We start from the raw sequence: 18,328 nt of genomic DNA on the forward strand, positions 1-18,328 counted from the left end.
CAGAGCGTTCACGGCGCATGGATATATCATGCTGGATTTTTCGCCACTTTATGAGCCTAAGGGTGGCGAATAAAACGCCCAATTCGCTGTTTCAGCAGGCGATTCTCCTGGCGTAGCCGTTCGTTCTCCTCCAGCAGGCTCAGCGCTACGGCAATGCCCGGCCAGTCCAGCTCCAGCTCGCGCCTTAGCCGTAAAGCACGCTGTGCCACGTTTAGCGCGTGGTCATCGAACTGCCAGGGCCTGGCTTCAAAATCATAGGGTTCGATTACGCCCAGGCCGACTATTTCGTTGATCTCGTCTTCCCCAATGCCGGTATGCAGGCAGAACTCGGTGACGGTAAAAGTGACGGTGACGGTAGACATTATTTTTTCCCCCAATCTTTACGCGGATTGAACGACGACTGGGCGTCTGCCAGCTGCTGCCATAGCGCGGCGGTTGTTTCATCTGGCTTAGGCGGCATGACGATTTTTATTACCGCGAACAGGTCGCCCGTATGCTGTTTGCTGACCAGGCCTTTACCCTTGATGCGTAGCTTCTGCCCGGCCTGACTGCCCGGCGGAATGGTCATCAAAATGCTGTCTTTGAGCGTTGGTACCTCGACTTTTGCTCCCAGTGCGGCTTCCCACGGTGAGAGTGGCACCACGACTTCCAGATTGTGACCAACGATGTCGAATAGCGGGTGGGGCGCAATGTGAATCACCAGCCACAGGTCGCCGTTTGGTCCGCCGTTTTCCCCCGGTGTACCCTGGCCTTTCAGGCGGATGCGTTGCCCGTCACCAACGCCTGCCGGAATTTTTACATTCAGGGTTTTGGGGATTTCCTGCTCGACGATGCCAAAAACGTTATAAATCGGGAGTTTGTAGCTGATGGTGCGGCTGTGTTCGGCCAGGGTTTCTTCGAGGAAAACGGCGACTTCGATTTCTATATCGTGGCCGCGTGCTGCATTGGGCTGGCGCGATTGCCTGGACTGTTGGCCAAATATCGAGGAGAAGATGTCATCGAAGTCGTGAGCGTTATAGCTCTGGCCGTCGGCCTGGTGGGACTGTTGGTTGAATTGCGGATCGTTCCGGTGCTGCCACATCTGGTCGTACTCAGCACGGCGCTGCTCGTCGCTTAACACCTCCCATGCCTCCGCGACCTCTTTAAAACGCGCTTCGGCGTCCGGCTCTTTGCTGACATCAGGGTGATATTTGCGGGCCAGTCGGCGGTAGGCTGTTTTGATAGTCTTCAGTTCATCCGTCGGTTTGACGCCCATGATGGCGTAATAATCCTTTAATTCCATATCGTTATCTCGCATAAATCAGTGCATGCAGAACAGAACGTGCGGAAATGTGTCGTCGGTAAGTATAGGAGTGTTGAAGGCGTTCGTGGGAAATTTAATCCATCAACAAGGTCGATTATATCAATGCAGCCGGCGGTATAGGCATGACGAATATTAGCCTATGAGCGTAATCTGGTAGTTATGCCTGAGGGGGGCAATTAGTATGCGCCCCACTATTAATAAAAAGAAAATAATTCTTTTAAATACTCCATCACTATTAATTTATTAAGTAACTGAATGCGTTAATAAGCTGTCGCTATATGGCTCCGTGTATTATGAAATGTATTGTTTTTTTAGTGTTATTATTTCTCACAACAAGTATAGCTAACGCTGATTGCTGGAAGTTTGCAGCTCAAAAATCGGGTGTGGAAGTCAGGCTGTTAAAATCTATTGCTCAGGTTGAATCCGGCATGGATCCTTCTGTAGTGGGTAAAAACAACAACGGCTCTCGTGACTTTGGCCTGATGCAGATTAATAGCACTCATTTGGGCTGGCTTGGTAAGCATGGAATTAACGAGTCCATGCTGGTCAAAGACCCCTGTGTTTCAGTATTAGTTGGCGCGGCAATCCTGAAAAATATGGTCAATATTTACGGCTATGGTTGGGAGGCGGTAGGCGCTTACAACGCGGGGGCAGGAAAGAATAAACACCGCTTAAGGATGAAATATGCCCGAAAAGTCTGGGGGATTTACCGTCAATCTTCCAGGGAAAATATCCTGATTCCGCTTAAGGATTCACACCGTAATATTGCTTTGCTGCGCTAGTGCTGCCCGCTGCCGAAGAATCTGATGAAAATCTTCCCTGAGGCGTTAGCCGTCATTGTTATCCCGTCATGTTTGTTCAGTTTCTGCACGTTAAACTCGTCAACCTAATATTCTCTATGAAGCGTCGATGATGAACACTACAGCCCAAAATGACTATTTAGCTGCCGGAGGTGTGCTCGAGATCCCACGGCATTCATTATTTTATACCGCAACAGAGCAGGAGCCTTGCCGCATTGCCATGGCGATGAAAGATCGGGTGGAATCCACATCAGTTAATGCGAATGAACGTGGCATGTTGGTATTGTCTCCCTGCACATTAACGGTTGAGTCCGGCTCATTCCATTATTGCGATATTGATTTTCCATTTTTAGTCAAATTGCAGGTTTTTGTCGATAAATCACAGCATAAGAAAAAAAATTTTAACCCCGAGCGATTTTGGGGATACCTGCCGGCGGCCTTAGGTCCTGAAGCTTCGACGCGAAGTATTGAATATTGGTTTTTAAATCAGACTTTATTGCATGCCGATGATATTGCCGCTTTCTCAGACGTTCTGAAAAATAACGAATGGTATGACCTTGTTGATTTTCTACTGGATGAGTCCTGCGACAATTCAAACCAGCGTCTGCAGGTGCTTTGCTCGCGCTATGGCCTATCCGTTTCGCACTTCAGGCGGCTAACTCGCTATGCGCTGGGCAAAACGGCCAAAGTAGAGCTCAGAGACTGGCGCCTGGTCCGGGCATTATTTGAGTTAATTGACGGTGATAATAATCTGACAACTATTGCGATGAACCATGGTTATGCCTCGTTATCGCATTTTTCTAATGAAGTGAAAGATGCATTTGGCGTTTCGCCTCGAAATTTGAAAAAAATATTACACGTGAGTTGATTAATAATGACAGTTCAATGGCACAACAAGGTTGGGGTTTTACTTGCTGCCTTACTCGTTTTTTCTTCGCCGCAGGTTGCACTGGCCGACCAGCAAAACGATCAGGGTTATATTGCCCGAGACGAAGGTGTGAAAGGTTTTTTCGATGCTATTTCATCGGTAATGAAAAAACCTGTTGTGATCAGCAAAATTGCAGCCCGGAAAAAAATTAGCGGAGAGTTCGATCTCTCCCGCCCACCGAAAGTTTTGGGTGCGGTTGCTGAACAATTAAGTCTGATCTGGTATGACGACGGGCAGGCCATTTACATTTACGACGCATCGGAAATTCGTAACACGGTTATCGTTCTGCGTAATACGTCGTTTAATGTTATTAAAAGTTTTTTGAAAGATTCAGGCCTCTATGACGAGCGTTATCCGCTGCGCTCAGATAATAGAAACTCAACGTTCTATGTCTCAGGGCCTCCGATTTATATCGACCTTATTTCAAATGCGGCAAAATTTCTCGACCAAAAAAGTGACGGTTATGACGGGCGTGAAAACCTGGCCGTTATCCCGCTCTTTAACACCTTCGTTGAAGACCGGGAATATCGCTATCGTGACCAGAAAATCATTATTCCAGGTATCTCCAGCGTGGTGAATCGGATCATGTCTAACGGCGCGAGCCCTGGCGGTAGCGTTCAGGTTACGCCGAGGAAGGTGGTTCCGACAGCGAGCGCAGAAGACGAAATGCTGCTGGGGTCTTTTCCTGAAGGGGGAGCAAATGAGCAGGCCATTCAGCAGCTCGATAGTCAGGTCAGGACGCCGCCAACCGGGAACGGCATGAGCATTATCTCCGACCCCGGCTCAAATAGCTTGTTGGTCAGGGGCAGCGCCGAGCAGGTTGCCTATATTCGTAATTTGGTCCACTCCCTGGACATTGCCAAGCGCCATATTGAGCTTTCCGTCTGGATCGTCGATTTGCAAAAAGACGCCTTTGAAAACTTAGGCGTCCAGTGGACCGGCAATCTGAACGTCGGTTCTAACCTGGGGATTTCGCTAAATGGCGGAACCAGCACCATCGATGGTGCCAGCTTTATGGTCACTGCTCTGGCGCTGAGCGAGAAGAAAAAAGCCAATATTGTTTCGCGCCCTATGCTGCTGACTCAGGAAAATATCCCGGCCATTTTCGACAATAGCCGCACTTTTTATTCCAAGCTGGTGGGCGAAAGGACCGCGCAGCTTGAAAGCGTTACTTACGGCACCCTGGTTAGCGTTCTTCCGCGTTTTACAGAAAGCGGCGAGATTGAAATGATGCTGAATGTTGAAGACGGCAATCAATATGATGACACCCGAATGACGGCAGATGATCTCCCGGAAGTCGGCAGAACAAATATCAGTACCGTTGCCCGCGTTCCGCGAGGGAAAAGCCTGCTGATCGGCGGTTATACCCGAGATGAGGAAACAAAAGTTGAGGGGAAAATTCCCTTTCTTGGCGACCTGCCGTGGGTTGGCAGCCTGTTTCGCTATAAGCGAGACAGAACCTCAAACATGGTGCGAGTATTCCTGATCCAGCCGCGTGAGATTGAAGCGCCGTTAAGCCCGGATGCACATACGCTGATTGGCGAAATGAAAGATGACTTTTCCAGCAATCGCTTGCAGAACTGGATGGTTAACTATCTGGATAGCCAAAAATGGCGCTAGGCATTGGCAACGGCGATGCCAGCATGCATCTCTATATGCAGCGGCGGGAAGCCCTGTCTAACAATAAAGAATTGAGTGCCAGCCAGACGGATCGCCAGGATGTGCTCGCCGAGGGTGAGGCTCAGGTGGTGGAGGATGAATCACCTGCCGCGTTACTTCAGCGGTTCTCGGACGCAACGGATGAGATGTCTGCCGCGATGGCGCAGTTTCGTAGCCGCAGAGACTATGAAAAAAAGAGTGGAGTCGCCGGTGAAACCAGTTTTGACCAGGTGTTAGATGAGGAGGTTCAGCCTAAGTTCGACAAGCTGGTCAAAATATTGAAGGGGAGCGAGGGTTCAAATATTGAGAATCTGCTGCGTCATGCACGCTCTCTTTTTCCGGATGAAAGCGACCTGGTTCTGGTTCTGCGCGAGACTCTGCGTCAGCGAGATCTTGATGAGGTCGTTCGCAAGCGCCTCAAAAAGCTACTTTCACAGGTTGAAAAAGAAGCCGATCCTAAGCGGCTAAAAGCCGGTATTAACGTTGCGCTAAAAGCGCGTTTGTTCGGGAAGACGTTAATGATGAGCCCGGCGCTGATGCGTGAAAGTTACCGGGGATTTCTGGCAAGCGACGAGCATGAGATTGAGCTGTATCAGGATTGGATATCCACATACGGGGTTGAGAAGCGCGGCATTGTTATTAACTTTATGGAAGATGCGGTGCTCGCCGATATCGACTCTGCCGACCCCAGCTGCAGCCACGTTGAATTTGGGTATTTATTGGGGCGGATTGGTCAAATTAAGCTTATTCGCTCCTGCGACATTTTATTTATGCAGGGGATACTTAACGATAATTTTGTTCGTGAAATAAATCACGATGAAGGTGCATGGCTATTATTTATGTTTAGCGCTTTGCAAAGTCCTTATGCGTTGAGCGATCACTTGACTCAGGTGGTGGGAGATTATTTGCGTTTCGTTAAACAGACCGAACGCGCGAAGCTGTTACAAATAATCTATTTTAACTGTAAAAAAATGCCCCACGAAGCATTTACCTCGCTTGATGAGCGCGAAGCCCTGTTAGCTCAGTTTGAATCGCTAGCGGATAAAGCTCTGCTTAATGAAAATAGAGAACGTCGTCAGGAAGGCGGTTAACAAATCGCATATGGATATTTGAGAATATGAACGATTTTTTAAACAGGATAAGAAACCATCCGGAATTATTTATCCTGATATTGATTGTTGTCATCATTTCGATGTTGGTGATTCCGCTGCCAACCTATCTGGTCGATTTTTTAATTGGCCTGAATATGGTTTTATCTATTCTGGTCTTTCTGTCGTCGTTCTATATTGACAGAATTTTAAACTTTTCTACATTTCCGTCGGTGCTGTTGATAACGACTCTGTTTCGTTTAGCACTGTCGGTAAGTACCAGCCGTTTGATTCTGAACGATGCTGATGCCGGCGAAATTATTGCCACCTTTGGAGAGTTTGTTATCGGCGATAACCTCGTCGTGGGCTTCGTTATCTTTGCCATCGTGACTATTGTGCAGTTTATGGTTATCACCAAAGGGGCGGAGCGCGTGGCCGAAGTTGCCGCACGATTCTCGCTTGATGGGATGCCGGGCAAGCAGATGAGTATCGATGCCGACCTGCGTGCGGGGTCGATTGATGCCGACGGAGCCAGAGAACGTCGCAGCATAGTGGAGCGTGAAAGCCAGCTTTATGGCTCTTTTGATGGGGCAATGAAGTTCATCAAGGGTGATGCGATTGCCGGCATTATCGTGATTTTTATTAACTTTATTGGCGGCATCAGCGTTGGTGTGGCACAGCACGGAATGGATATGTCTTCCGCGCTGTCAATCTACACGCTGCTGACCATTGGCGATGGCCTGGTTGCACAGATCCCGGCGCTATTGATTGCGATAGGTGCTGGTTTTATCGTCACTCGTGTTAACGGCGACGGCGATAATATGGGGAAAACCATTGTCGGCCAGCTGTTTGATAACCCGATGGTGCTGGTGATTGGCGCCATTATTGCGCTGGGTATCGGCAGCCTTCCGGGTTTTCCTTTGGCCGTGTTTGTCATACTCGCGTTAGCGCTGGGTGGCCTGTTTTACTACCAGCATCGCAAGTTAAGAAAATCTGCAACAGCCGCAGATGCTGAACCCGCCAGCAGTTTTGACCCTGACAGTTCGAGCGATGAAACGGAAAGCAAGCTTGGCCTGCTAACGAATATTGATGGCGTAACGTCGGAGACGGTGCCGCTGATCATTTTGGTCAGCGACGAAGATGCCAAATTATTCGAGAAAGAGAAGCTGGCCCAGCGCTACCGCAGTCAGTTCTTTGTTGATTATGGTATTAGCCTGCCGGACATCACGCTAAAGCCTTCGGCTAACCTGGAATCCGACACCGTCACCATTTTAATCAATGAGATCAAAGCCGAGCAGTTCCGCACTAAGTTCAACTTTTTCCGCGTGATAAATAGCTCGCCGGAGCTGGAGCAGATGGGGATCCCCTGCACCTATGTAGATGACATGGTTTGGGTCGATGATAGCCAGCGTAAAGCACTAACCGGTTTAGGCTACCAGCTGAGAAACAGTATTGATGAGGTTTATCACACCTTTGCCGCAATTATGATTCGCCATATTAATGAATACTTCGGCGTTCAGGAAACCAAAAATATGCTGGACAAGCTGGAGGCGAAATATCCTGACTTAATGAAGGAGGTGATGCGCCATGCTACGGTTCAGCGAATTTCAGAAGTATTACAGCGTCTTTTAAGCGAACGTATCTCTGTGCGTAATATGAAAATGATTATGGAAGCCATAGCGCTCTGGGCACCACGCGAAAAGGATGTCATTACTTTGGTTGAACATATTCGTGGCGCTATGGCGAGATATATTTGCCATAAGTTTTCAACGGCTAATTCATTACGGGTCATTATGCTGTCTGGCGAATTTGAGGAAAAAATCAGGCAGGGCATAAGAAGCACTTCCTCAGGTACATTCCTGAATCTTGATCCTGCTATTGCCGATGAGCTAATGGACCGGTTTGTATTGGCAATGGACGGCGTCACCATATCATGTCGTGATTTGGTGGTGCTGACTTCTGTTGATATTCGAAGGTTCTTAAAACGATTTATCGAAACAAGGTTTAAAGACCTCGAAGTTATGTCGTTTGGTGAGATAACAGACAGCGTTTCTATTAACGTGATTAAAACAATCTGATAGGGGACATCATAATAATGTATATCGATATTGTTTCTTTGGTTCGTAATGCACTTCTGGAAAGTGGCTGTGATGAGTCTCTTTTAGGAGATTTTGACGCTCATTCAACGATATCTCTGGATTTTGATAATTATCCGAGCATGTTGATCAGTATTACCGATGACAATGTCTGGATCTGGTCAAAGCTGTGTGAAGCAAATGACGCCGTTTTGCAGCATAAAGCCTCGGTGCTGCTGGAAAAAATGATGAGCGGCTGCCTGTTTTGTATGACGGGGCAGCTGCAAATGCAGGTTAACGAAGGTTACATCGAACTGCGTGGCCTGGTTCATCCTGATTATCTGGAAAGCAGCAAAGGGCTTGCGGATGCGATGGATGAATTTTTTGCACAGCAGGAAGAATTCCTGAGCCTGATTCGGTAACAAGTATGAAGCAGCTACTACGCCAGCAGGCACACCCACAGCGTCTTTCTGGTCCCCTTATTGAAGCGATTCTGCCCGGCGTGAAGGTTGGCGAGTTGTGCGAAATCCGCGCCAGCTGGGACAAGCCGGCCGTTGTCGCGCGTGCTCAGGTGTTGGGATTTAACGGTGATAACACGGTTTTGAGCCTGATTGGCACCGCAAAAGGATTATCCCGGGAGGCTGTAATCAGCCCCACAGGGGCAAGTTTATCCGTGGTTGTCAGTCATGACCTGCTGGGATGTGTGCTCGATCCTGCCGGTAATGTTGTTGAGCGGTTCGTAGAAAATCATGATGGTTACGCCAGGGAAGTTCGTCAGGTTGATAGTCCGCCCCCTTCCTATCAGGAGCGAGTCGGTATCCGCCAGCCGTTTTTCACCGGCGTACGCGCAATTGACGGCGTGATGACCTGCGGTATTGGTCAACGACTGGGCATATTTGCTTCGGCGGGCTGCGGTAAGACCACGCTAATGCACATGCTGATTGAGCAGGCTGACGCCGACGTTTTTGTTATTGCGCTGATTGGAGAGCGCGGGCGTGAAGTCACGGAATTTACTGAAGCCCTGCGGCAGTCAGAGCGCCAGCAAAAATGCATCCTGGTGTATGCCACGTCTGATTATTCCTCCCTCGATCGCTGTAATGCAGCGCTGGTTGCGACAACGGTTGCGGAATATTTCCGCGATGCGGGGATGAATGTGGTGTTGTTTCTTGACTCCATCACTCGTTATGCCAGAGCGCTGCGTGACGTCGCGCTGGCCGCAGGTGAATCACCGGCTCGCCGGGGCTACCCGGCCTCGGTATTTGACTCATTACCGAAGCTGCTTGAAAGACCTGGTTCTACCCATTCAGGAAGTATTACGGCGTGGTACACCATTTTGCTGGAGAGTGACGATGAGCCGGATCCTATAGCCGATGAAATTCGGTCGATCCTCGATGGGCACCTTTATTTAAGCCGGAAACTTGCCGCCAAAAATCATTATCCGGCAATCGACGTTTTAAACAGCGTTAGCCGCGTCTCGAGCCAGGTTTGTGAACCTGAACATCTTCAACTGGCTGGAGAGATCCGGCGTATTTTAGCGAAGATCGAAGAGCTACAAATTTTTGTTGATTTGGGGGAATACCAGCCTGGCGAAAATGCAGAGAACGATTATGCGATGAATAAGCGGGATGATCTACTTGCATGGCTGCGGCAGGGCGTAGATGAGCATGCCAGCTTCCGTGAAGTGTTTCAGGAGATGAGAGAACTTGCGTCATAAAATAAAGGCTCTGATCGTGCGCTCTGAATTCAATATTCAACGTAATGATTTACTGATCGCTAAAAATGAAAGTGTTCATCGCTCTCTTTCTGCGCAAATAAATAAAGCCTACGAGGAGATGTCGGCAATAGTGGCGTTGATGAAGAATCTTTATCCCAACGGCATACTTAATAAAGAAAAATTATTGGCGATTCAGCGTCGCCAGGGGGCGCTGAAAAGAAAGTTGGCAGAGATGAAAATGCAGTCATCCCAGCTTGAGCACCAGCAAGAAGATTGCGAGAGGCAAAAGAGTTCTCTTGTCGAAAAGAGAAAAATTCTGCTCAGAAAAATGGATAAATATCAGTATCTGTGTACGGCCGAGCGTAAACAAAAAAGGCTCAGAGAGGCACGTATTGAGGAATCAGAAACGGAAGAGAGGATCTCATGGCAGCGGTAAATAATATCAATGCAGGCAACGATGCCGCATTCGTAACGGCGGGAGAATCGGTCACCAGCCGCCTCGATGATATAGCAAAGAAAGTGCTCAAAGGTCGTTCTAAAACCCAGGATACGGCAGCGGCTTTGCCCCCGGGCTATTTGCCGGCTGAACGCTCAATGCAGCGGCTGGCTATGAGCCTTCAGGGGGGAAGCGCAAAGCATAGCCAGAATCAGGTGAGGTCAGTATTACCAGCTCTCACGGCTGAGGGCGTCGGTCCTGCAGGTGTTTTAGAAGGCGGGGAAAACCGTAAACCAGCCGGGACGGCAGCAGTTGGTCCATCGGCAATGACTCTAGCTCGTTACGAGCATAACCCGGTATTACCGACGGTATTGGCGTCTAAAGATAGCTCGGGAGTTATTATTTCATCGCCAGAGCGGCATGTTAAAAGTAACAAAGAGGCGGGGACCCAGCAGCCCGCAAAGGATAATGAGATGAAGCCTCACGGCATCCCCTCATCTGAATCAGACCGGCCGCATGAGCAATTATCCGCCAGGGAAAATATTCGTCCACATCTGGTAAATACTCATCTGCCTAACGCTGAACATACAGCTAAAGACATCAATCCAGGCAAAACGCTTAGCCATGCGCGAATGTCCAGCGATGTACTTGCAAGCGCAGCTTCTGAGAACCCTGCCAATAAAACTCAGGCCAGTGGTCGGCTGACTTACACTTTTTCAGACTGGGGAAGAGGCCATCAGGTTAATGTGCAAATGGCGGCCCACAATGGCACACCAGTGGTGCTGCACCCTTCCGATTCATTAGTTCAACAGCGCCTCGCCGACCATAGTGAGCATCACCATCAGGGGAATCCTGAATGGGTTTTCCAGGATGAGCAAGAGAAGCAGCATCCAGGGCAGCACCGGCAGTCTGACGCCGATGAGGAGCAAGCGTGATACGCGGAAATTTGCGCCATTACTCGTCCCAGGAGCTGGCGTGGCGGCAGCATATTTTACGCTGGAAAAGCCAGGGATTTGTGTTTCAGCAGGGTATTAAACCGGGTGAGACGTTGCTCAATTTTACCAGTGACACGGGCTGGGAAGGGGTCATCGATCTACAAGCCTGGTTTGCAGGCATCATGCCGGAAAGCGCAAAGATGTCCGGCTCTTGCTGGTCGGCACAGCAGCTGGAAGAGTTGTTTATTAACAGTTCTAATCCGCTGGAAGGGCTACCTGAAGAGCTTGAATATCATCAGCTGGCAAGCAAGGGTCTGACGAGTCGATCCAATATTACTGACTCAATGTACTCCTGCCAGTTTCAGCATGCTCGGGTATGGTTTTACGGCATACCAGAAAACCTCGCTGCGCCGGGATACTCCACCGGTGGGATGGCTGTCGGACATTTGCCGGTGGAGATTCAGTTTGAGGTAGGGCACAGCATTATTAGCATCAGCCTGCTAAAACGCGTTTCGGTTGGAGATGTATTGCTGGTTAATAAGACTCAAAACTTTATTTTTTCTGGCGGCAATATTATTGGAAAGTTTTCCCGTAATGAGGATGGTTTTATGTTTGACACTGAAGATGATTATACGGAAATAGATTTTGATGATTATGAAAATGATGCGGAAGCTGAGCCACAAAAATTAATGCCGCGAGATAAAATTTCCGTCAAGCTCGGTTTTGTATTGCAGCAAAATCGTATTGCTATCGATGAGCTGGAATCTTTGTATCAAGGAATGGTTTTACCATGCGATCCCGATGCCGAGAAAAATATTACAATTACCGCCAACGGTGTTGCTATTGCCCGCGGAGAAGTTGTGTGGATTGAAGACCGCCTGGGCGTAGAGGTAAAAGAGCTTTATCAGGAGCCGGGCGATGATTCAAGGTAATGATATTTCGCTTATTGCAATACTGGCTTTTTCGACTTTACTCCCGTTTCTTATCGCCTGTGGAACCTGCTATATAAAATTCTCTATTGTCTTTGTCATGGTACGCAACGCCTTAGGCTTACAGCAGATACCGTCAAATATGACGTTAAACGGCATTGCCCTCGTGCTCTCCTTTTTTGTGATGATGCCGGTGGTGAAAAACGGCTATGAGGAATACCAACGTTCGGATATGGATTCCAGCAATCCACAATCAGTTGTTTATTTCGTTGAGCATGGGTTAGACAGCTATCGAAGCTATCTGGAGAAGTATTCAGACCCCGAGTTAACTCGCTTTTTTGAGCGGGTGCAGATAGAGCGGGATAAAGAAGACGACAGCCTTGCTCAGGAAGATGAAAGACCATCGATTCTCTCCCTGCTTCCTGCATATGCATTAAGCGAAATAAAGAGCGCGTTTAAAATCGGTTTTTATCTCTACCTGCCTTTTGTGGTCATTGACCTGCTGGTTTCCAGTATTTTACTGGCGCTGGGGATGATGATGATGAGCCCGGTTACGATATCCGTGCCGATAAAACTGGTGCTATTTGTGGTGCTCGATGGCTGGACGTTATTGTCAAAAGGCCTCGTGCTGCAATACATCGATCTCGCTTCTTAACAGGCCGGGTGGACTATGAATGAAATCACCTTCGCGGGTAATAAGGCGCTCTACCTTATTTTGATGCTCTCAGCTTTACCTATTGCCGTAGCAACGATAGTCGGGCTGCTGGTGGGGCTATTTCAAACGGTTACGCAGCTTCAGGAACAGACCTTACCCTTTGGCCTGAAGCTGTTGAGTGTCGCACTGTGTCTGTTCCTGGTAGCGGGTTGGTATGGCGATGTGCTAATCAATTTCGCACGGGAGGTCATCCGGATGGCGATGGCCCGATAACATGCAGACGATGCTTTTCTTTGATCTGCACCGTTGGCTTTATGAAATGGCGATGGCGTCAGCCCGCTTAATGCCTGCTTTTATCCTGCTGCCATTTTTTAATTCCAGCACCCTGACCGGCGCTATTCGTCTGCCGGTGGCAATGCTTGTAGGCGTGGCTCTGTGGCCATACTCCGGCGCACCCATAGCAGGCTTTGATTCGGTCTGGTTTATGATTTTGATAGCTAAAGAGCTGGCCATCGGTCTGATTCTGGCTTTTTTCCTGTGCCTGCCCTGCTGGGTGCTGCACGCGGTGGGTAGCGTTATCGATAACCAGCGCGGGGCAACGCTTAGTAGCAGCATCGACCCGCTTTCCGGTGTGGACACTTCGGAGCTGGCTAATCTGTTTAACTTGTTTGCCGCAGTGGTCGTGTTGCAACACGGCGGATTGCTGACTCTTCTGGAGGTTTTTGAGAAAAGCTATCAGCTTTGGGGGCCTTACCAGATGACGCTTCCTGGCATCGCGCCCGTGTTGGGTTTTTTGGGGCTGCTGGTGAGCAATGCGCTGATTCTTGCCAGCCCGCTGATTGTTATTTTCCTCTTAACCGAGCTGTGCCTGGGGCTATTGGCCAGATTTGCTCCTCAACTTAATGCTTTTGCTCTCGCGCTAACGGTTAAGAGTTTTATCGCTTTCTTTTTATTGCTTATTTACTTCACCCCGGTGCTGCCAGGGAAAGTCATGCTGCTGGAACTATTACCTGAAGGCATGCCAGCCTGGCTAAGCAGCCATATTTAGTTTTTATTCTGGAGGGCATAATGTCGGGGAGCAAGACGGAGAAACCCACCCCCAAAAAGAAAAGAGAGGCCGCCGAGAAAGGTCAATCTTTTAAGAGCAAAGATCTTATTATCTCCTGCCTGATTCTTTTTGGCGTGCAATATCTGGTGAGCTTTACTGGAGCTGTAGACCTTATGGTGCTATGGCGCCGGGTTATTGAAAATGGATTTACCAGTGACACCGAGGGTTACGCCAGAGCCGTTTTATGGTCAGGTGTAAAAATATTCCTGCCTTTCTTTATACTCTGCGTAGCGGCCTCGGCTTTACCTGCGTTGCTGCAAACGGGATTCAAACTTGCAAGTAAGGCGTTAAAAATAAATTTTTCGGCACTCAACCCGGTTAATGGTTTTAAGAAGCTATTTAGCCTGCGCACGTTGAAAGATGTTGTCAAAACGCTGCTTTTTCTGGCGAGTTTTATTACTGCGGCAATTATGTTCTGGGATGGCAATAAGCTGTTGGTATTTTCTCAGGTAAATGCTGGAGTAGAGAATATTTTCCCGATATGGGGGCAGCTCTTTAGTTCTCTGGTTTATTTATGCCTGTGTTGCGCGCTGTTGGTTTTGGTTCTTGATGCGCTAGCCGAATACTTTTTGCATATTAAAGATCTGAAGATGGATAAGCAGGAAGTCAAACGTGAGCATAAAGAGCAGGATGGCGACCCGGAAATAAAATCAAAACGCAAAGAGCTTCATATGGAGCTGCTTTCCGAGCAGGTGAAATCGGATATCGAGAACTCCAAAGTTATCGTCGCTAACCCTACGCATATTGCCGTAGGGATCTACATCAACATGGACGTTGTAGGCATCCCTTTTATCTCCGTTCTGGAAACCAACCAGCGGGCGCTGGCGGTGCGTGCCTATGCTGAAAAAGTTGGCGTTCCGGTAGTCGAGAACGTCAGGCTTGCCCGCAAAATATTCAAAACACATCGCCGCTATTCCTTTGTAAGTATTGATGATCTTGATGATGTTATCGAGATTCTCATATGGCTTGAACAGGTCGAAAATGCCTGGATGAATGAGCATCAACGGCCGCCCGAAGAGAAGTAAGAATGAGCGTTCTTTATGTGAACGTTTGGAATCCACATGTTTAAATATTGTCATCTGAATGAACGGTGACGCTGCCAAAGAGTGAGATATGGATATAATGAAAGGTAATATCACTGAACAAGAAGCCGAATTGATTATGAGCGCCACCATGGAACATGGTGCGACATTACGTGAAATTCATGGCATCCCTGATGATACCATGGAAAACATTTATGCTCATGCATATCAGTATTATAAGGAGGGCCGACTCGATGAAGCAGAAAGCTTCTTTAACTTCCTGTGCATGTATGATTTAAAAAACCCAGATTATTTCATCGGTTTGGGGGCGGTTAACCAATTAAAGAAGAATTACCACAAAGCCTGTGATTTTTATGCGCTGGCCTACGTTATGGCCGAGGATAATTTTAATCCAGTGTTTTATTCCGGGCAATGTCAGCTATTAATGGGCAATGTGGTAAAAGCCTTACAGTGCTTTGATATTATTTGCCAGAGATGTACAGACCAGTCTCTGGTTAATAAAGCTAAAATTTATATGGATACTATTCGCCAAAATCGCAGTGAAACCGTTGCGGATGAAAATACTGAAACGCCGGATGAGGCCGTCTAGTTTAAAGTGATTATAATAAATCGATAATATAATAAGGACTATAATATGGATTTGAGTTCTGCAAAATCAGCTCAAACTGCCGTGTTGAACGCTACGATAAAGTCTAATGTTTCATTGACCAATGCAGCTTCCAGCAAAACGCATATTTCTGTGGCCAAAGGTTCACAGCTAAATGCGCTGGCACAGCAAAGGAGCCAGGATGAAATAGCGAATGGCGTTTCTGAAGAGTTTAGCCGCAGTCTTGAGATGGATAGCGACAGGCCATCACTTCGTGAGCCAACCAACGGCCTGACTAATAAATCACAGGTTTTATTGGCGATGCTCCGCTATCAGTCGCTCAGCAACACCATGGACTCGCATCAGTTGGCGAATGCTGCTGCAACTTTTGCTAGCCAGTCAGAGGCGGCCATACAGGCGGCGAACGAGATGTCCGCCGAGCTGGATGAGCTGCAAGGTGAGTTTGATGCTCAGGGCAAGGTCATAGACTCGGCAAAAGGCGACGAAGAGGCCGCCAATTCTGAGTGGAAGAACGCCGGAGACAAGTTAGAGAGCGCTAAAAATGCGCTGGATAACCTGCTCAAGGATCCTAATGCCAGTGAAGAGGATATCGCTAAAGCTAAAGCCGACGTTGCCACAGCGACTACGGCTTATGACAAGGCTCAGGAGAACCTGACCGCGGCGAAGAACAAGACCAAAGATGCTATCGATGAAGGGCAGAAAATCCTCGATAAGCTAAACGCTAAAACCGCAGAGCTGAATAAAAAATATGCCAACGTAGTTCTGCCCGGCAGCGCTTCAGTCAGCACTGCGGCCGAACAGTCGGAGAAGGCGCTATCGCGCACGGCCGTGATGATTATGCTGATTACCGAGTTCATCAAAAACATGGATGAGGTAGCCAGCGAGAAGCTGAAAAGCGATTTAGAAATGAACCGCATTCAGACCAAAGCACGCCAGGCAGAAATGAAGCGCAAGTCTGATGAGTATGTAGAGCAGACACGCAAAGCCGAAGATACGCAGAAAATGGCCGACTGTATCGGCAAAATCCTCGGTGGGTTAGCGATTGCGCTGGGGGCTATTACCACTATCTTCGGCGGGGCCGGTACTACGCTGATGGCGATTGGTATTGCCCTGATGGTACTGGACCCCATTCTTGAGGCTACCACGGGTAAATCGCTCACCGGCATGATTATGGATCCATTAATGGAACATGTGCTGATGCCATTAATGAATTTCCTCGGGGATATTGTTACCAAAATATTTGACTATACGCCGCTGGGTCTGCTGCTGAAGGAGATCGATAAAGCTACCGGTGCAAACATGATGGATACCATTCATATGGCCGTCACCGCTGCGGTCGCCATCGCTGCCATTGTCGTTGTGGCCCTGGTTGCCAAAAGTGCCGCAAAATTCTTAATCAAGAAAATGGCTAAGGCCGTTGTTCAGACGATTAAAAAAGCGATTAAGCAGGTGATTGACAAAATCATCCCGCAAATTATTAAGGGAATCGCGAAGCAGGCTTCGGCAATGATGAAGCAGATGGTCCGGCAAATTGAGAAGGTCTCTGCGAAGATGACTAAAAATATTACCGGGCTGGTTAAAGAGAGCGACTCTGCGGTTATGAATAACCTCAGAAAAATTAACCTTAATCATTTGAATATGGCACGGGTAGGGATTTCTACCTCAAATTCATTTGTTCAGTCAGGCATGAGTATGAATGTTGCGAATATTCAGCTGGAGGCCACGAAGACTTTAGCCGAATTCCAGATGGCAAATACAGATATAAAAATCCTGCGTGACCTGCTGGATACCATTATTAGCCGTTTTAAATCGGATCAGGGGCAGGTTCAGTCTATTGGCCAGATGCTCTCCGATACGCTGCAAAGCCAAAATGCCGCGGGCCATTTTGTTACACGAAACATGAAGGCTTGATTAGCCTCTATTATAAAGGAAAAAATATGTCCTCTATTCCAGCAAATGGCGTAACTGCCTATCAGGCGCCGTTAAAATCGTTAAGCAATGAAGATTATGTCGATCAGGCTAGCGTTAATTCAGCCAAAAACCGCGCCGTAAGTGACGGCAATAGTATTCCGGTATTTGCCGACTCGGCGGTAAAAAGCGTAATTACCGCTGCCGTATTAAAGGAGATCGCGCCGGATATCCCTAAGGGTAAAATTGAGGCTGACCCGGTAAACTTTTCAAAACAGGTTGAGCAGCTGCATTCATCGTTTGCTAATTTGTCGACCGACCAGGTGACCAAAGCGTATACCGAAGCAGGGAAAGAGCTCGCCGTGCTGGCGCAGAAAAGTGGTTTTGATATTACCACTATCGCCAATGGCTTTAGCGGCCGTGCGGCGGCTATTTTGCAAACCATAAGTGTTGCCGCTCAGGAAGCACAGAATATTATGCGCGAGCAGGCCAGCGCAAATAGCATTATTGCGCGCCAGCTTGGTGAGTCCAGTGCTAAAAAAACCGTGGAAGCGGGCGTGGCAAATAAAAACATGGTGGATAAGCAGGCGGGGATCAGCATGGCCGCCAGCGGCCTCTCCGCGGGGGTGCAGGCTAAAGGCTTAAACAACGCCAATAAGGCGATTAAGGTTCACGGCACTAAAGAAGTTAATTTAAACCGCAGCGCGGATAATTTGGCCGCTAAAGCCGCACCGGGTAAACGCGTTGGCCTGGGTAAAGAAAGCACCTCGGATGTCGATCTCCTGAAAAAGCAGCCTAATAACCTGCGCCATGATGCCAAAATCGAAACCATGCAGCAGCAAATGCGCGCTAATGATGCCATGAGAATGCAGATGCACGGCCAGATGCTGGGCCAGGGAGGGCAAAGTATTGCCGCGCTGTCATCTTCCAGCGGCCACGTTGAGAAAGCGAATGCCGATGCTAAAGCCCAGATGGATAAAACGGATGAGAATATTTTTGCCGCGCGTAAAGATTCTGATGAGCGCGAGCAGCAGTCTATCGCCCGCTTTAAAACCGAGCTGTTGCAGCTGCTGGCTCAGCTACTGACCAACCGCTCAAACGCCGTCAGCTCAATGACCAATAATATTAAAGGCTAACAAC

The 18,328-nt window shown here is 48.4% G+C and carries 19 protein-coding genes; 17 read left to right on the forward strand and 2 right to left on the reverse strand.

The window, feature by feature from the left end; all coding sequences use genetic code 11:
• Nucleotides 1–56: 56 nt before the first annotated feature.
• A complete protein-coding gene (gene cbpM, locus ACG1VR_RS04285; protein WP_016537935.1) occupies nt 57–362 on the reverse strand; it encodes a chaperone modulator CbpM in 306 nt (101 codons plus the stop codon).
• A complete protein-coding gene (gene cbpA / locus ACG1VR_RS04290; RefSeq protein WP_172569124.1) occupies nt 362–1,282 on the reverse strand; it encodes a curved DNA-binding protein in 921 nt (306 codons plus the stop codon). Before cbpA ends, cbpM begins: the two co-directional genes overlap by 1 nt.
• Before the next feature lie 314 nt (nt 1,283–1,596).
• Here cbpA and ACG1VR_RS04295 point away from each other — a divergent pair, with 314 nt between their 5' ends.
• From ACG1VR_RS04295 to ACG1VR_RS04375, 17 genes are all read left to right on the forward strand, one after another.
• Nucleotides 1,597–2,085 (forward strand): transglycosylase SLT domain-containing protein, encoded by a 489-nt coding sequence (locus ACG1VR_RS04295; protein ID WP_395490280.1) that lies wholly within the window; start codon nt 1,597–1,599, stop codon nt 2,083–2,085.
• Nucleotides 2,086–2,212: 127 nt separating this feature from the next.
• Complete coding sequence (locus tag ACG1VR_RS04300; protein ID WP_395490281.1) at nt 2,213–2,971, forward strand: helix-turn-helix domain-containing protein; 759 nt, start codon at nt 2,213–2,215, stop codon at nt 2,969–2,971.
• 6 nt (nt 2,972–2,977) lie between these two features.
• Nucleotides 2,978–4,651: a type III secretion system outer membrane ring subunit SctC gene (gene sctC / locus ACG1VR_RS04305; RefSeq protein WP_395490282.1), complete on the forward strand. Its 1,674-nt coding sequence runs from the start codon at nt 2,978–2,980 to the stop codon at nt 4,649–4,651.
• Nucleotides 4,642–5,781 carry a type III secretion system gatekeeper subunit SctW gene (sctW, locus tag ACG1VR_RS04310; RefSeq protein ID WP_395490283.1) on the forward strand — a complete coding sequence of 380 codons (1,140 nt, stop codon included), beginning with the start codon at nt 4,642–4,644 and terminating at the stop codon, nt 5,779–5,781. The genes sctC and sctW overlap by 10 nt, the downstream gene beginning before the upstream one ends.
• 26 nt (nt 5,782–5,807) lie before the next feature.
• Nucleotides 5,808–7,856 carry an EscV/YscV/HrcV family type III secretion system export apparatus protein gene (locus tag ACG1VR_RS04315; protein ID WP_395490284.1) on the forward strand — a complete coding sequence of 683 codons (2,049 nt, stop codon included), beginning with the start codon at nt 5,808–5,810 and terminating at the stop codon, nt 7,854–7,856.
• A 17-nt stretch (nt 7,857–7,873) separates the two neighbouring features.
• A complete protein-coding gene (gene spaK / locus ACG1VR_RS04320) occupies nt 7,874–8,275 on the forward strand; it encodes a putative type III secretion chaperone InvB (protein ID WP_016537928.1) in 402 nt (133 codons plus the stop codon).
• 5 nt (nt 8,276–8,280) lie between these two features.
• A complete protein-coding gene (sctN, locus tag ACG1VR_RS04325; protein WP_016537927.1) occupies nt 8,281–9,567 on the forward strand; it encodes a type III secretion system ATPase SctN in 1,287 nt (428 codons plus the stop codon).
• Nucleotides 9,557–10,003 (forward strand): surface presentation of antigen type M protein, encoded by a 447-nt coding sequence (locus tag ACG1VR_RS04330; protein ID WP_016537926.1) that lies wholly within the window; start codon nt 9,557–9,559, stop codon nt 10,001–10,003. Before sctN ends, ACG1VR_RS04330 begins: the two co-directional genes overlap by 11 nt.
• Nucleotides 9,991–10,938, forward strand: coding sequence for a type III secretion system needle length determinant, SpaN/EivJ family (locus ACG1VR_RS04335; RefSeq protein WP_395490285.1), 948 nt, complete (start codon nt 9,991–9,993; stop codon nt 10,936–10,938). The genes ACG1VR_RS04330 and ACG1VR_RS04335 overlap by 13 nt, the downstream gene beginning before the upstream one ends.
• On the forward strand, nt 10,935–11,870 hold the full coding sequence (locus ACG1VR_RS04340; protein WP_395490286.1) for a FliM/FliN family flagellar motor switch protein: 936 nt from the start codon (nt 10,935–10,937) through the stop codon (nt 11,868–11,870). Before ACG1VR_RS04335 ends, ACG1VR_RS04340 begins: the two co-directional genes overlap by 4 nt.
• Nucleotides 11,857–12,522, forward strand: a complete 666-nt coding sequence (locus tag ACG1VR_RS04345; protein WP_016537923.1) for an EscR/YscR/HrcR family type III secretion system export apparatus protein — start codon at nt 11,857–11,859, stop codon at nt 12,520–12,522. Before ACG1VR_RS04340 ends, ACG1VR_RS04345 begins: the two co-directional genes overlap by 14 nt.
• Before the next feature lie 15 nt (nt 12,523–12,537).
• Nucleotides 12,538–12,795: an EscS/YscS/HrcS family type III secretion system export apparatus protein gene (locus tag ACG1VR_RS04350; RefSeq protein ID WP_016537922.1), complete on the forward strand. Its 258-nt coding sequence runs from the start codon at nt 12,538–12,540 to the stop codon at nt 12,793–12,795.
• 1 nt (nt 12,796) lies between these two features.
• Nucleotides 12,797–13,570, forward strand: a complete 774-nt coding sequence (sctT, locus tag ACG1VR_RS04355) for a type III secretion system export apparatus subunit SctT (protein ID WP_016537921.1) — start codon at nt 12,797–12,799, stop codon at nt 13,568–13,570.
• A gap of 20 nt (nt 13,571–13,590) precedes the next feature.
• Nucleotides 13,591–14,655, forward strand: a complete 1,065-nt coding sequence (locus ACG1VR_RS04360) for an EscU/YscU/HrcU family type III secretion system export apparatus switch protein (RefSeq protein ID WP_395490287.1) — start codon at nt 13,591–13,593, stop codon at nt 14,653–14,655.
• Nucleotides 14,656–14,743: 88 nt separating this feature from the next.
• On the forward strand, nt 14,744–15,262 hold the full coding sequence (gene sicA / locus ACG1VR_RS04365; RefSeq protein ID WP_395490288.1) for a type III secretion system translocator chaperone SicA: 519 nt from the start codon (nt 14,744–14,746) through the stop codon (nt 15,260–15,262).
• Between the two features lie 45 nt (nt 15,263–15,307).
• Nucleotides 15,308–17,191: a type III secretion system translocon subunit SctE gene (gene sctE / locus ACG1VR_RS04370; protein WP_395490289.1), complete on the forward strand. Its 1,884-nt coding sequence runs from the start codon at nt 15,308–15,310 to the stop codon at nt 17,189–17,191.
• A gap of 26 nt (nt 17,192–17,217) precedes the next feature.
• On the forward strand, nt 17,218–18,324 hold the full coding sequence (locus ACG1VR_RS04375; protein ID WP_395490290.1) for a hypothetical protein: 1,107 nt from the start codon (nt 17,218–17,220) through the stop codon (nt 18,322–18,324).
• Nucleotides 18,325–18,328: the final 4 nt, after the last annotated feature.

Source organism: Cedecea davisae (assembly GCF_044095835.1).
GTDB classification, from domain to species: domain Bacteria; phylum Pseudomonadota; class Gammaproteobacteria; order Enterobacterales; family Enterobacteriaceae; genus Cedecea; species Cedecea davisae.

Excerpts from the sequence above, each read along its gene's own strand:
- sicA (WP_395490288.1), top strand. The coding sequence starts at position 14,744 with ATGGATATAATGAAAGGTAATATCACTGAACAAGAAGCCGAATTGATT.
- ACG1VR_RS04315 (WP_395490284.1), top strand. The coding sequence starts at position 5,808 with ATGAACGATTTTTTAAACAGGATAAGAAACCATCCGGAATTATTTATC.
- ACG1VR_RS04350 (WP_016537922.1), top strand. The coding sequence starts at position 12,538 with ATGAATGAAATCACCTTCGCGGGTAATAAGGCGCTCTACCTTATTTTG.
- sctN (WP_016537927.1), top strand. The coding sequence starts at position 8,281 with ATGAAGCAGCTACTACGCCAGCAGGCACACCCACAGCGTCTTTCTGGT.
- ACG1VR_RS04375 (WP_395490290.1), top strand. The coding sequence starts at position 17,218 with ATGTCCTCTATTCCAGCAAATGGCGTAACTGCCTATCAGGCGCCGTTA.
- ACG1VR_RS04300 (WP_395490281.1), top strand. The coding sequence starts at position 2,213 with ATGATGAACACTACAGCCCAAAATGACTATTTAGCTGCCGGAGGTGTG.
- ACG1VR_RS04360 (WP_395490287.1), top strand. The coding sequence starts at position 13,591 with ATGTCGGGGAGCAAGACGGAGAAACCCACCCCCAAAAAGAAAAGAGAG.
- ACG1VR_RS04345 (WP_016537923.1), top strand. The coding sequence starts at position 11,857 with ATGATTCAAGGTAATGATATTTCGCTTATTGCAATACTGGCTTTTTCG.
- cbpM (WP_016537935.1), bottom strand. The coding sequence starts at position 362 with ATGTCTACCGTCACCGTCACTTTTACCGTCACCGAGTTCTGCCTGCAT.
- ACG1VR_RS04295 (WP_395490280.1), top strand. The coding sequence starts at position 1,597 with ATGAAATGTATTGTTTTTTTAGTGTTATTATTTCTCACAACAAGTATA.
- ACG1VR_RS04335 (WP_395490285.1), top strand. The coding sequence starts at position 9,991 with ATGGCAGCGGTAAATAATATCAATGCAGGCAACGATGCCGCATTCGTA.
- sctW (WP_395490283.1), top strand. The coding sequence starts at position 4,642 with ATGGCGCTAGGCATTGGCAACGGCGATGCCAGCATGCATCTCTATATG.
- spaK (WP_016537928.1), top strand. The coding sequence starts at position 7,874 with ATGTATATCGATATTGTTTCTTTGGTTCGTAATGCACTTCTGGAAAGT.
- sctT (WP_016537921.1), top strand. The coding sequence starts at position 12,797 with ATGCAGACGATGCTTTTCTTTGATCTGCACCGTTGGCTTTATGAAATG.
- sctE (WP_395490289.1), top strand. The coding sequence starts at position 15,308 with ATGGATTTGAGTTCTGCAAAATCAGCTCAAACTGCCGTGTTGAACGCT.
- sctC (WP_395490282.1), top strand. The coding sequence starts at position 2,978 with ATGACAGTTCAATGGCACAACAAGGTTGGGGTTTTACTTGCTGCCTTA.
- cbpA (WP_172569124.1), bottom strand. The coding sequence starts at position 1,282 with ATGGAATTAAAGGATTATTACGCCATCATGGGCGTCAAACCGACGGAT.